Source organism: Vibrio azureus (assembly GCF_002849855.1).
GTDB lineage: Bacteria > Pseudomonadota > Gammaproteobacteria > Enterobacterales > Vibrionaceae > Vibrio > Vibrio azureus.
Map to the genome: position 1 here is coordinate 1,674,317 of NZ_CP018616.1, position 13,410 is coordinate 1,687,726.

Below are 13,410 nucleotides of genomic sequence, written 5' to 3' on the forward strand. Positions count from 1 at the left end.
CTTCGTTGTCTTCCTTGAATTCGACTCAGTGACCTCGCTCTGAATCAAGCATCTTGAGGTCACTTGGGTATATACTATAACTATACACAGTGGCTATCTCTTCAAGACGCTTGATTCAGAGCGAGGTCACTTGAGATAAGTGATTTTCAACGTTGGTTTTCAAATACTGAACTAATTTAAAAGAGGCAAAATGGGTCATTTACGATAAACGAGTATTTTATTTGATCTAACACACTGCTCTAGAATCATTTTCTATTGGAGCATCAAAATAAAAGTGATAGATTACCCAGCTAATTTATGCTCGTCCAACTGTGAGCCAATCTGTGAAGCAAGCAAAAGTCGTTGACCATTTCACATTATGAAAGCTTTTATAAAAATATCATTAAGCCTAATTGGCTTTAGTTTTCTCACCGCATGCGGTGATGTTATTGAGCACAAAGATGTGCGCAAAGATGGCTTTGTATTTTGTGGCCAGGGGCAACCGAGCACATTCAACCCGCAATTAATCGACAGTGGTATCACGTCCGAAGCCCTAAGCCCGCAACTTTATGATACCCTGCTCACGCTAGATCCAATTTCTCACCAGCCGGTCGCCAGCCTTGCTGAACGCTGGAGTATCAATGATCAGGGAACAGAGTTTACGTTTCACTTGAAACACAATGTTCAATTTCAAACCACCCCTTGGTTTACCCCTACTCGAACTTTTAACGCTCAAGATGTTGTCTTTAGCTTCAAACGAATCATTGACCCAAATCACCCCTTTCATAAAGTAGGCGGTGGTTTTTATCCATGGTTTGCCGCTCTTGGGTTCGAAAAGTTAGTTAAAGATGTCGTTGCTGTCGACGAAGATACGGTGAAATTTGTTCTTAACCAGCCTAACTTTGCTTTTTTATCACATATCGCTACCACCTACGCAGTCGTGCTTTCTGCTGAGTATGGCCGACAATTAACCATGAGTGACGAAAAAGACAAAATGGATCGCTTTCCTGTTGGAACCGGCCCTTATCAACTGAAAGAATACCAAATTAATGACCTTATTCGTCTTGAACGTCATAATGGTTATTGGAATTCGCCTGCCATTATGAAACAGGTCGTTTTTGATATTTCGCATAGGGGTACTGGCACGTTAGCAAAACTCTTACGTAATGAATGTGATGTATTATCATCGCCAATTTCAAGCCAACTGCCTGTCATTGAAAAAACTCAGCACCTTGAGCTAACCTCAACCCCATCGAATAATGTCTCTTTCATTGCTATCAACACCGAGCACCCAGCATTAAATGATCCACGGGTAAGACAAGCTTTAAACCTTGCAACCAACCGTCAAAACATTCTCGATTCTGTCTATTATGGTACAGGCTCACAAGCATACACTCTACTTCCACCGAATTCATGGGCATACCAAAAAGACAGTGTAAAAATTCGTTATGACCGTAATTATGCTTTAGCTTTACTCCGTGAAGCTGGATACGAGAAAGGTTTACAGTTAACAATGTGGGTGCCTCTAGAACCCAGAGCCTTTAACCCAAGTCCACGTAAAACGGCAGAATTGATTCAAGCCAACTTTGAAGATATTGGTGTCGACCTAATACTACTCACTGATGACCGTTTCGAACGTAGTCAACTGGATGCCATTTATAACGTCGACTTGATATTGACAGGGTGGATTGGGAATACCGGCGATCCTGATAACTTTTTCCGATCCCTACTCTCATGTGAATCTGAACGTGTTGGTCTTAATGTTTCAATGTGGTGCAATAAAGACTTCGACTTCTTACTGGACCTTGCTTTAGAAACTGAGCAGCCGCGCTATCGTTTAAATTTATATCGCCAAGCTCAAAATATCTTAAATGAAGAGTTTCCCGTTATTCCATTAGCTCATGGAGTTCAATTTCGCGTGCATGACAAATCCCTCACAGGCTTTAAATCAAGCCCTTTTAATGCACAACCATTTAATCGCGTTGAGAGAATTCACTGATGTTAGGTTACACCCTCAGAAGGCTTAATCTGTTCGTTATCACATTGATGATTCTGACGTTAGTGGGCTTTTCTCTATTACGTTTAGATCCTGATTCAGTCTGGTCTCAGATGGATTATTGGTCAGGTTGGCAAGCTTATATTGTCCAATTGTCTCAGCTCAATTTTGGCATTAGCAAAAATGGCATGCCGATTTTTGATGAACTCAAAGTCGTTTTTCCTGCGACTTTAGAGCTGTGTTTCTTGGCTTTTTTAGTCTCTTTATTGATTGGTATCCCTTTAGGTACCATTGCGGGCATGAAACAAGGTAAGTGGCTCGATACAGGAATTTCATTTGTCGCGATGTCAGGCTACTCAGCACCTATCTTTTGGGTCGCGTTGATGCTCATCATGATGTTTTCATTACAGTATCATGTCTTTCCGATCTCAGGTCGATATGACCTATTATACGAAATTCAATTTGTCACCGGCTTCACCATAGTTGATGCATTTCTACAGCAAGGCCCATATCGAGCTCAGGCCTTGCAAAGTGTCATCGAACACATTATTTTACCGTGTTTGGTTCTGGCTCTGGCTCCAACAACGCAGGTCATTGTTCTCATGCGTGCCTCTGTGGCAGAAGTGATGGGGCAAAACTACATCAGAGCGGCTAAAATCAAAGGTTTAACCAATCGTGAAATTATTACTCAGCATGTAATGCGCAATGCATTGACGCCCATTGTGCCTAAAGTTGGTGTCCAACTCTCCAGTATGATCACACTGGCTATTATCACCGAATCGATCTTCAATTGGCCGGGGATTGGTCGCTGGTTGCTCGACGCCTTGGCGAATCAAGATTATGTCTCTATTCAAGCTGGCGTTATGGTTCTAGCCACATTGGTACTCAGTGCCAATATTCTTTCAGAGCTGATTGGTGCCATGATTAACCCTCTAGTGAGGAAGGAATGGTATGTTAACAAATAACGTGTACCAGGAAGAGTATATCCCAACCCAATTTGAACGTTTCTGGCGTAGCTACAGAGCCAATAACATGGCAATGTTTGCATTATGGTGTTTGATTCTAATCGTGGTTATCACCGTCTTTGCGCCATGGATTACACCACATAATCCACAGGAACAGTCAGGGCAACTCTTGCTCCCCCCTTCTTGGGCTTCTTCTGGTAATGTAGACTACTTTCTTGGTACTGATGACCTCGGCCGAGATATCTTGTCTCGTTTGATCATGGGATCTCAATTAACCTTTGGTGCCGCAGTTATTATCACTGCTATTGCCGCTTTAATTGGCTGCATGATTGGGGTTTTAGCTGGCATGACCAAAGGTTTACTATCAAGCATCTTGAATCACTTACTTGATACTGTGATGTCTATCCCTTCTTTGCTTTTAGCGATTATCTTTGTTGCCTTTCTTGGCTTCGGCGAATTTAATATCTTACTGGCTATTGGCTTAGCATTAATTCCGCGGTTCATTCGTTCAATATATACTGCTGTACATAGTGAATTAGAAAAAGATTATATCATGGCGGCTCGACTCGATGGAGCGAACGATTTCTATCTGCTTTGGAACTCCATTTTACCTAACGTTCTTACCATTATCGCGGCCGAGATCACGTTCGCGTTATCCCTCGCCATTTTAGATATTACTGCTCTTGGCTTTTTGGGTTTAGGAGCTCAAGCACCAAGTACAGAATGGGGGGCCATGTTAGGGGACTCCGTCGAGCTAATCTACATTGCCCCTTGGACGGTCACATTGCCCGGACTTACAATCATGTTTACCGTTATCGTTATCAACTTAGTGGGTGATGGCATACGTCAAGCACTTAATGCAGGAATCGAATAATGCCATTATTAGATATTCGACACCTTACAATTGAAATCGAAACGCCTCAAGGATTGGTCAAAGCTGTTGATCGCATGAGCCTTACACTCAATGAAGGTGAAATCCGTGGCCTTGTGGGAGAATCTGGCTCAGGAAAGAGCTTAGTCGCCAAAGCCATTGTTGGAGTCTGCAAAGATAACTGGAAGGTAACAGCAGACCGATTAAGATTTGGCAATATTGATTTGCTGCAACTAACGGCAAAAGAACGTAGACGAGTGATCTCTCGTGATATCGCCATGATCTTTCAAGAACCTTCAACCTGTCTTGACCCTTCAGAGCTCGTGGGCAGACAATTAAATGAGTCGATCCCTTCTCGCTCTTTTGAAGGCCGATGGTGGCAACGTTTCAAATGGCGTAAAAAGCAAGCAACCGCTTTATTACACAAAGCCGGTATCAAAGATCATAAACGAATCATGAACAGCTACCCATACGAGCTGACTGATGGTGAATGTCAAAAAGTCATGATTGCTATGGCCATTGCAACTAAGCCAAAATTATTGATTGCTGACGAGCCAACCAATGACCTTGATGCCATTACTCAATCGCAAATCCTGCGTCTACTGAGTCGGATGAACCAAGTCAACAACACCACTATTCTATTGATAGGCCACGACTTAACCACCATCACCCAATGGGCTAACCGTATTACAGTGATGTATTGCGGTCAGTCGGTAGAATCTGCGGATACCAATAAGCTGGTTAATGCGCCTAAGCACCCTTATACCGATGCGCTATTAAAAGCAATGCCTGACTTTAACCAGTGGATTCCTCACAAACAAAAGCTTCAGTCTCTCGCAGGTTCCATTCCCCCACTGAAAAACCTCCCTATTGGTTGTAGGCTCGGACCTCGCTGCCCACATGCACAACGCCAATGCGTGGAAATTCCGCCGACTAGGCACATCAAAAACCATAAATTTAGTTGTCACTTTCCACTTAATACGGAGAAAAAGTCATGAGTGCCCTACTTGAGGTCGATAACTTATCGAAACAGTTTGTCACTCGTTCGGGGCTGTTCAAGCGTAATGTGTATGAAGCAGTTAAGCCAGTCAGTTTTTCTTTAGAATCAGGACAAACCATTGGCTTTATTGGCCAAAACTGTTCAGGGAAATCGACCTTAGCCCGAATGCTTGCTGGTGTGATTGAGCCCACTTCTGGAGAAATACGAGTCAATGGCGAGCGCCTAGAACACAAAGATTACGCCACTCGGTGTAAACTGATTCGTATGATTTTCCAAGATCCAAATACCTCGCTGAACCCACGTATTCAAATTGGCCGTATCTTGGAGGGACCGCTTAAGCGGAATACTAACATGCCGCCGGATGCGAGAATGAAACGAGTAAAGGATACGTTACTTCGCGTCGGTTTGCTCCCCGAGCACGCTTACTTCTACCCTCAAATGTTGGCGGCTGGTCAAAAGCAACGGGTCTGTCTCGCACGCGCATTAATTCTGCAACCTTCTATCATTATTGCCGATGAGGCCCTCAATGGTTTAGATATGGCTATGCGTTCACAGATCATTAATCTTTTTTTAGAGCTACAAGAAGAAATGGGCGTTTCGTTTGTCTATGTCTCCCAACACATCGGAGTTATCAAACACATTACCGATAAAGTCATGGTCATGCATGAAGGAGAGGTAGTGGAATCCGGCGAAACCCATCAAGTGTTAACTAACCCACAAAGCCCGATCACACAAAGACTTGTGGAAAGTCACTTTTACAAAAATACTTCCAGTAAAAAACAAAACTAGCAAAATAAAGCCCGTCTACTCAAAATACTTGGCTATTTACACGAGTGACAGGCTTTATTGAAACCCTCAGCGAAACTTAGCGACGGCTGGCTTGTTTGCGCAGTTCAAAATCAAATTCATCAGGGAATAAAACGACCCCTTCTTCATTTTGATTTGGAAATACAACCACGGATAATTCATCATCTTCGAGGCCTGATGTCCAGCGACTTTGCCACTTATTCAGTGAAATAGCTTCAGGCTCACAGTGTTCCCAATCTCCTGTCGCCCAATCTTGAGCAAAGGCTTCATTTGGCCATACAGGAACGCAATCATCATCTTCAGTGTTAAGCATCACACAACCGTGCTCATCTTTCAGAATCCAGATTTTACGGTTTGCGACCATTTCTTTGATACTGTATTTCAAGCGTTTTTCTTCATCGTAACGGTTGATTGTCTCGATTTGCTCTTTGGTTAATACTTCAGACATCTTAGACTCCTGTCTTAATAGCAAAATGCCCACCGAGCGGCGGGCATTTATAGTATACGTTGGTAATGGGTAAATTACACAAGCTCAGTTTGAAGCCAAGGCCAGCCTTGCTTCTTACGACTCAGTGTATTTTCCATCATTAGCACGCCATCTTGCTCATGCTTAATGAGTTTTTCAGCCCACTCACCCTTGTATAGAAGGCGAGTCTGAGCTGTAGTGATGTCTGTTAGCATCACAGCAGCAAATGCTAAATTATCGTTTGCACAACGCGTTTCTAGATCCGCTTCTAGTGCTTCGATCATACTGTCAACTTGCTCTAGAGTTGCAAGTTCAACCTGACCTACGACTACGTCACGACCGTTGAATGGGTAACCTTTCAGATCTTTCTCAACAAGTTCAGCCGCTGATAGACCCTCGATGTTTGTCTTAGCAATTAGAAGGTCTTTTGTGAATGCATCAACGTCTTGCACATCTGCGATAGCCGCTAGCTCAGCAACAGCATCTTTGTCTTTTTGAGTACAAGTCGGAGAAGCGAAACCTACTGTGTCAGAAAGGATCGCAGACATCATTAGCTTAGCGATTTGAGGCTTGATCTCATGACCTTCAATTTTGAACATGTTGAATAGTACCGTGTTAGTACAACCAACTGGCCAGATCCATGCTTCCATTGGGTTCACTGTCATCACGTCACCTAAACGGTGGTGGTCAACAATACCCGCAATTTCCGCTTCTGCGATGTCATCTGGTGCTTGTGCTAGATCTGAGTAATCTACTAGCCAAACCGTTTCACCAGCGACTGAAGTACGAAGTTCAGGAACTTCTGCGCCCGCTACCTCTAGGATGTGCTGAGTCTCACGGTTAATTTCACCCTGACGAATTGGCATTGCTTCCACGCCACGAGATTTTAGAAGTTCTGTTGCAACAAGTGCGCTACAAATACTATCACTATCTGGGTTCTTATGACCTACAACTAGAATCATTTTTTTTCCTATTCAAGTCAATTTGATGGCTTCTTTATAATGGGAAATATAGAAAAATCCCCCTTATGAAGCGAGTTTGCTCACAAAGGTCGATACTTTACCTGATTTAATACAAATTGACACGCAGAAAAGTAGCTCTATATCCAAGTAAACTTGATCAAATACAGGCTGCAAATCTTGAACCTTTCTAATACTGTTTCCTTGTAGCCTATTTTGCAGTTTTCTAAATCTGCATCACTGTCCACAACCAGAGCAGCCCGTTTTACATCGGCTCTACTGTGGCTTGCTAATCGCCCGATAACAAATCATCCAGCTTTTTGGCAAAAAAATACCAGCCCAAAAGGCTGGTATTTTTTAAGGTTAAAAGAAGGAGGTAATGTTAGATAAGTAGGTTAAGCGACTTCGATTGGACCACCAAATGAAGTAACAGGTGGAACATCACCTTTAAACTTCTCGAAGTTAACAATACAGGTGTTGGCCGAGGTTGCTTGCGCTAACTCAGACGTTCCTACGTCCAAAGTCAATGTGTTTGGATCGCCATACGTATCAATCGAACCGATCTCAGCATTTAACGGACCATACCAAGCCCCTTCTTGAATACGAATAATGCCACGTGGGTAATTATCTGACAAAACGGCCCCCGCAAGCAGCTGGCCACGGTTATTGTAGACTCTTACCAAGTCACCATCTTTGATACCTTTTTCTTTCGCATCAATAGGGTTCATATACACAGGCTCTCGCCCTTGAACCGTATAAGTTGCACGGAAATCTTCTGATTCACACATTTGAGAGTGCAGACGTTTATCAGGGTGACATGATTGTAACCAGAACGGGTATTTATCAGAGCCTGGTCCACCATGAGAGCGTTCTGTTTTTTCAAACCACATTGGAAACTCTTGGCAATGTTCATAACCATAGCGGCCTATTTTACGTGATGTAATTTCAATAAAGCCTGATGGTGTCCCCAATGGATTAATTTCTGGATCCTCACGAAAATCTGCATGACGTACCCAAGGCTTACCCTCACCAAAGTCAAGTACGCTTTGTTTCCAAAACTCATTAAACTCTGGCATCTCGAACTTACCTTCGTTGGCCTTTTTACAATCGTTGTAAAGAGATTGAATCCATTCCATTTCACTCATACCACGAGTATATTCGTCACGACGCCCAAAACGCTGAGTCAACTCACTCATGATTTGGAAATCTGGTTTTGACTGGAACAACGGATCAACCAAACGATGCATCGCCAATAAGCCACGGTTTGAATAAGAACCGTACACGTCAATATCATTTCGTTCCCACTGAGTACAAGCGGGTAGCACGATATCAGAAAAACGACATGTTGCAGTCCAAGCAAATTCAACGGTGACCACTGTCTGAAGCTTACGGAATGCCTGCTTCATGCGGTTACGATCTTGGTGGTGGCTCCATGGGTTACAACCTGAAATGACCATCATTTTGAAATCAGGTAATTTCACCTTACCACCGTTATAGTTGATCTCTTTGCCAGGTTCCATCAAGCAATCAATCCAACGAGCTACAGGAATCGTTCGGCTATAACCATTAAAGTTATTGTTATCCCATTTAGGCTTCATGCCTTGGTCAAGGTTACGAGGGAATCCACCAGGGCCTGCGAAACCCGTCGATGGAACACCGATACTTGAATAGTGGTGACCATAAGAAATACCGCCACCTGGCAGGCCAATTTGACCAATCATTGCTGCCAGAACGGCAGCCGCCCAGTAAGGCTGTTCGCCATGCTCTTGACGCTGAACACACCACCCCATAAGGATTTGAGTTCGACCTTTCACTAATGAGCGAGCAAAATCACGGATTTGGTCAGCTTTAATGCCACATATTGGCGCTGCCCATTCTGGCGTTTTCGCTACTTTATCTTTGCTCTTACCCTGAACGTAATCAATAAATTCATCAAATCCTAAGCAGTAGGTCTCAATGAACTTTTTGTCGTACAGCTTTTCATTGTACAACACGTGCGCTATCGCAAGCATAAACGTCACATCTGTCATTGGATTAATGTACAGGTGTTTGCTGTTTAAGTAGTTCTGCGTTTTATTTTTTACTGGGTCAACTGAGATGGCATTAATCTCACCCTTCTCAATTTTTTGCTTCAATTGCTCTAAGTAAGCATACGACTGATGGGTTTCACAGTTCCAACCGACTTGAAGGTTTTTAACCGGATCATTGGCCCAGATAATAATATTATCCGCATGCTCTAAAATCTCAGACCATGAAGTTCCTTGCGCGTATACTTCTGTAGAACCTAGGACATAAGGCAAAATGGTCTGCCCTGCACCGGTCGAATAGTCACCGACTTTAGTAATGAAATTACCATGCATACCAACAGCACGTTGCATATGTGCAGTACAGTTGTTAAACGAACCCGTCTGGTTCCAGCCCGTTTGACCTGCATGTAATGCCCATGGACCGTAGTCTTTTTGGATACGTTCAAGTTCGCGATAAAACAAATCAAGAGCTTCATCCCAAGTGACACGAATGAAACGGTTGTTACCACGAGTGTCTGCACTGTACTTGTTCTTTTTCAACCAATCTAAACGCACCATTGGATAACGGACACGGGATGGGCTGTAAATAATACCTTTAATACCGTTAAGCATTTCCGTTGGGTTTTTATCAAGTTCTAACGGTTTGATTTCTTGAACTTTACCCGCATAAATGTGAGCGCGAAATGCTCCCCAGTGCGAGCCTGTTACTTTCCAGGTACCCGTCGTTTCAGCGGCCTGAGCTGAAGCCGAAGCCAATAAACTTGGACCAATAACCGACGCTGCACTTGTCGTTGCTACCCCTTTAAGAAAGCTTCTTCGTGTAATAGCCATTTAATTTACTCCAATTCGACGATTATTAGTGGTGACCTTCAGCGTAATCTGAAGAATGCTTCTGTAGGTACTTCAAGATCAGAGCTTCACTGTCTGTATCTAAGTTCACAAACGCTAACATACCATCGAACATACCCGGCCATGTGTTGGCATCAAAATGCGCCTCTGCTGGCTGTGTATGACACACTGAACAGTTGGTGGTATAAGCTTCTTTTGACTTTTCCCAAATTGGCGTAATGTCATTCAGCATAGATTCTTTCTTAATCCATACTTTGGCTGACACTTTTTCCCAAGGAAGGCCTGTTAGCTCATCCACTTTTTTCTCACCAACACTGATAACGTTTGGATCCGTCGATGCATCTTTTAGTAAAGAAGCAACAGCAATGTTTTTGCCAAAGTCTTCTTGAATGACTCGTCCAAAGCCTTTTGCTTTTCGCCAACCATCGATTTCAACTTCGGCATAATCGCCTTTATCAGCGAGCACTTTAACGACAGATGCTGGGTTAAGTAGCCCCGCCTCTTTACTACCTGTATCATCAAAATAAACAGGAAGATGACGCACGCTCACTAACTCTTGACCAACATCATAGTTCGTATTTGAGGTCATGCCTTCAAGATCGCCAACGATACCACCGATACTATCCATACCTGCTGGTAAATGGTGCGCAATCCCTTTATGGCAGTCGACGCAACTCTGATCTTTTTCAGCCGCCTGCTTCATTTGTATCCGAGCGGTCGGTGACATTTTTTCAAAATCCATCGAGTCATAATTGTGGCAGTTTTTACACTCCAGTGAACCGTTTGCAGAGAAGCGAGCCCATTCATGCTTCGCTAACTCTATACGACGCTCTTCAAAATAACCGGGTTCATCGTAGTTACCGAAGACTTGCGCGAAGACTTCTTTTGAAGCTTGCATTTTACGAGCAATTTTATCGGTCCAGTTGTGAGGCACGTGACAATCTGGACAAGTAGCACGAACACCTGAACGGTTTTTCCAGTGAATCGTATCTTGTAGCTCTTCATAGACATTGTCCCGCATTGTATGACAGCTGATACAGAACTCTTCGGTATTGGTTGCTTCCAGTGCGGTATTGAATCCCCCCCAGAAAATAACGCCTGCGATAAAGCCGCCCATAGTCAGCACACCAAGACTGATATGAACTGCCGGACGTGACATCGTGCGCCACAATTTAATGATAAATGATTTCATTATTTGCTCTCTTAAAATCTTTTCAAAGTGTGTTTAATAAACCCACAGCCTACATCCCATGTGATCCAGGAGGACCCCAAACGAAGACTTGCAGCATCCAAACAATGAACCCGTAGCCACCAACAAAGGCCACACTTAGTATGGGAAAAAGAACGACCGCAATGAAGAAGAATGCCTTCCACTCTAGGGAACGTTTTTCACCATTTTCGATTTTATTAACATCACTCATACACTTGCCTATTTGTATTCTGTGTTATTGGAAAATCCGATAGAATCAGATTATGTTTAAGCAATACCTTTTGGAAAATATTAGACCATACTGTTAGTAAGGCTCAATGAATCGCCTTATTTAAGACTTGTTATTCGACACTTTTTTGATCTCACCCAGAAATGTATTAATTTAATTAAATAAATGAATACATTTTAATAACTTAACCAAAAAAATTGCGATATAAACTGCATAAAAGACTAGTGACTAAATAATTATTTTATACTTTTAACAGCAACATCTATTGCCTTAATTGTTATTAATTTCTTTAAAAATAATTGTAAAAAAAACCTAGCCGTGAGCTTTTTCTATCAATATTACAGAGCATATTTTTCTAGCTGCTACTTTTTTTAAAAATAAACCTACCGTCACAAATGACAAAAAGGTCACTATAAACACACTTCAAAGAAAGTTATCCACAGAAAATGTGGATAACTTGTAATTTGAACTCAAGGTATCAAAAAGGAAAGTCAACTGACTTATCATTATTTAAGGCCTTTACCTTCGTCACGTAGGAAAATCATCCAGTACCACATGCCGACAAACACACCACCACCGATGATGTTTCCTATGGTTACAGGGAGTAGGTTGTTAACAAAGAAGTCAAACATGTTGAGGTCAGCATATTGTGCAATATCAGCACCCGTCATCTGCCAAAAGGCCTCGGGAGCGAAATACTTAATACCAATGGCCATAGGCACTTGGAACATATTAGCAATACAGTGCTCAAAGCCTGCAGAAACAAACATGGCCACAGGTAGAATCATCACGGCAATTTTATCCGTTAAGGTGCGGCCACTAAAAGTCATCCAAACGGCGATACAAACTAAAAAGTTACACATAATCCCAAGTGCCACTGCTTGGAAAAAAGTATGATGAAGCTTGTGCTGTGAAATGGCCATCGTGTTCAAACCAACCTGACCATCATCAAACATATACTGTTTAGTTAAAAGCATGCATCCTACAAGTAGAATTGCGCCGACAAAGTTGCCAATGTAGACAACGGCCCAGTTTTTAAACAGCACTTTCCAAGAAATTTTTCCACTCGCCTTTGCCACCAAAGTGAGAACAGAACTTGTAAAAAGTTCACCACCAGTCACTACAACCAGTATTAACCCAAGACTAAAAGCCAAACCGCCAATTAAGCGTGTCATTCCCCAAGGTAACTCTCCTGCCCCAGTCGTTACAATGGTATAAAAGATAAAAGCAATGCCAATATGGATCCCTGCTGATATGGCTAATAAAAATGATTTAGTCGGCGCTTTCGTTGCTTTACCCACACCGATCTCTGCCGCTCTTTCTGCGGCTTGGGGAGGAAGCAAGGAATCAAATTGGTTGAAATTCATGGAGGCATCACAATAACAAACTAAAAAGAGGTGTGGATAATTACTCTATCACCTGACTTTTACAAGGGTTAATTTATATAATCATCAAGCACTTGATCTAGGACAATAAAACCCTAAAAACTTAGTCTAAAAAAATCACTTTTACAGAATCTAAGCTTTTGATTATCCAATACTGTGAGCTGTGTTCGATCTCGCATTCGTCTCCCCTCAAATGCTTGGGTATATCGCGTTACAGTTAACATTTCTTAGTTTTTGGGATTGCCCAATAATTGCTTTCAGACTAGGTTGAAAAAAAGTCTACAGGAGTTACTTATGAAATATTCACCTGACCACATAGCCGAATTAAACCTCCTTCTCCAATTCGATTTAAGCAGTGCTGCTACAGGTATCAAAGTTCAAAAAGAGGCATCAGAAGAAGTTCACGCGGCTGTTGCACGATTGTTTGAAAAGCAGTTATGCACTCAACCTTATGGAGGGTACTTAACTGATGAAGGGATAGAAGTCGCGGAACATGCCGATAGGATACTTAGAGTTTTATCGGCCTAACCTTCCTCAACAAGACATGTATGCCCAAGTTACTTGGGTATACATTTAAAAATAAAGATTTTATACCCAAGTGACCTCAAGTCGACTCGCTGAACACAGCATCTTGAGGTGACTTGGGTATAGAGATATAGTGCCTGAG

At 42.5% G+C, this 13,410-nt stretch carries 12 protein-coding genes; 6 read left to right on the forward strand and 6 right to left on the reverse strand.

What is annotated here, in order from left to right:
* The first annotated feature begins 358 nt into the window (after positions 1-358).
* The 5 genes from BS333_RS07630 to BS333_RS07650 are packed head-to-tail and all read left to right on the forward strand — an operon-like array spanning position 359 to position 5,600.
* The gene (locus BS333_RS07630; RefSeq protein WP_021711029.1) at positions 359-1,978 is read left to right on the forward strand and encodes an ABC transporter substrate-binding protein; all 1,620 of its coding nucleotides are present in this window, start codon (positions 359-361) and stop codon (positions 1,976-1,978) included.
* Complete coding sequence (locus tag BS333_RS07635) at positions 1,978-2,940, forward strand: ABC transporter permease (RefSeq protein ID WP_021711030.1); 963 nt, start codon at positions 1,978-1,980, stop codon at positions 2,938-2,940. The genes BS333_RS07630 and BS333_RS07635 overlap by 1 nt, the downstream gene beginning before the upstream one ends.
* Positions 2,927-3,814: a putrescine export ABC transporter permease SapC gene (gene sapC, locus BS333_RS07640; RefSeq protein ID WP_021711031.1), complete on the forward strand. Its 888-nt coding sequence runs from the start codon at positions 2,927-2,929 to the stop codon at positions 3,812-3,814. The genes BS333_RS07635 and sapC overlap by 14 nt, the downstream gene beginning before the upstream one ends.
* The gene (locus tag BS333_RS07645) at positions 3,814-4,809 is read left to right on the forward strand and encodes a peptide ABC transporter ATP-binding protein (protein WP_021711032.1); all 996 of its coding nucleotides are present in this window, start codon (positions 3,814-3,816) and stop codon (positions 4,807-4,809) included. The genes sapC and BS333_RS07645 overlap by 1 nt, the downstream gene beginning before the upstream one ends.
* Positions 4,806-5,600 (forward strand): peptide ABC transporter ATP-binding protein, encoded by a 795-nt coding sequence (locus BS333_RS07650; RefSeq protein WP_021711033.1) that lies wholly within the window; start codon positions 4,806-4,808, stop codon positions 5,598-5,600. The genes BS333_RS07645 and BS333_RS07650 overlap by 4 nt, the downstream gene beginning before the upstream one ends.
* A gap of 76 nt (positions 5,601-5,676) precedes the next feature.
* On the opposite strand, the gene BS333_RS07655 is transcribed toward BS333_RS07650, so the two are convergent.
* The 6 genes from BS333_RS07655 to focA all read right to left on the reverse strand — a co-directional run bounded on the left by BS333_RS07655 (position 5,677) and on the right by focA (position 12,725).
* Positions 5,677-6,066: a DUF2750 domain-containing protein gene (locus BS333_RS07655; protein WP_021711034.1), complete on the reverse strand. Its 390-nt coding sequence runs from the start codon at positions 6,064-6,066 to the stop codon at positions 5,677-5,679.
* A gap of 74 nt (positions 6,067-6,140) precedes the next feature.
* Positions 6,141-7,046 carry a manganese-dependent inorganic pyrophosphatase gene (locus BS333_RS07660; RefSeq protein WP_021711035.1) on the reverse strand — a complete coding sequence of 302 codons (906 nt, stop codon included), beginning with the start codon at positions 7,044-7,046 and terminating at the stop codon, positions 6,141-6,143.
* A 392-nt stretch (positions 7,047-7,438) separates the two neighbouring features.
* Positions 7,439-9,901 carry a trimethylamine-N-oxide reductase TorA gene (gene torA, locus BS333_RS07665; protein ID WP_021711036.1) on the reverse strand — a complete coding sequence of 821 codons (2,463 nt, stop codon included), beginning with the start codon at positions 9,899-9,901 and terminating at the stop codon, positions 7,439-7,441.
* Between the two features lie 25 nt (positions 9,902-9,926).
* Positions 9,927-11,111: a pentaheme c-type cytochrome TorC gene (torC, locus tag BS333_RS07670; protein WP_021711037.1), complete on the reverse strand. Its 1,185-nt coding sequence runs from the start codon at positions 11,109-11,111 to the stop codon at positions 9,927-9,929.
* A gap of 49 nt (positions 11,112-11,160) precedes the next feature.
* A complete protein-coding gene (gene torE, locus BS333_RS07675; protein WP_021711038.1) occupies positions 11,161-11,340 on the reverse strand; it encodes a trimethylamine N-oxide reductase system protein TorE in 180 nt (59 codons plus the stop codon).
* 524 nt (positions 11,341-11,864) lie between these two features.
* Entirely contained in the window at positions 11,865-12,725 is an 861-nt protein-coding gene (focA, locus tag BS333_RS07680) for a formate transporter FocA (RefSeq protein ID WP_021711039.1), read from the reverse strand.
* A 312-nt stretch (positions 12,726-13,037) separates the two neighbouring features.
* Here focA and BS333_RS07685 point away from each other — a divergent pair, with 312 nt between their 5' ends.
* On the forward strand, positions 13,038-13,271 hold the full coding sequence (locus BS333_RS07685) for a TIGR02647 family protein (RefSeq protein ID WP_021711040.1): 234 nt from the start codon (positions 13,038-13,040) through the stop codon (positions 13,269-13,271).
* Positions 13,272-13,410 lie beyond the last annotated feature (139 nt).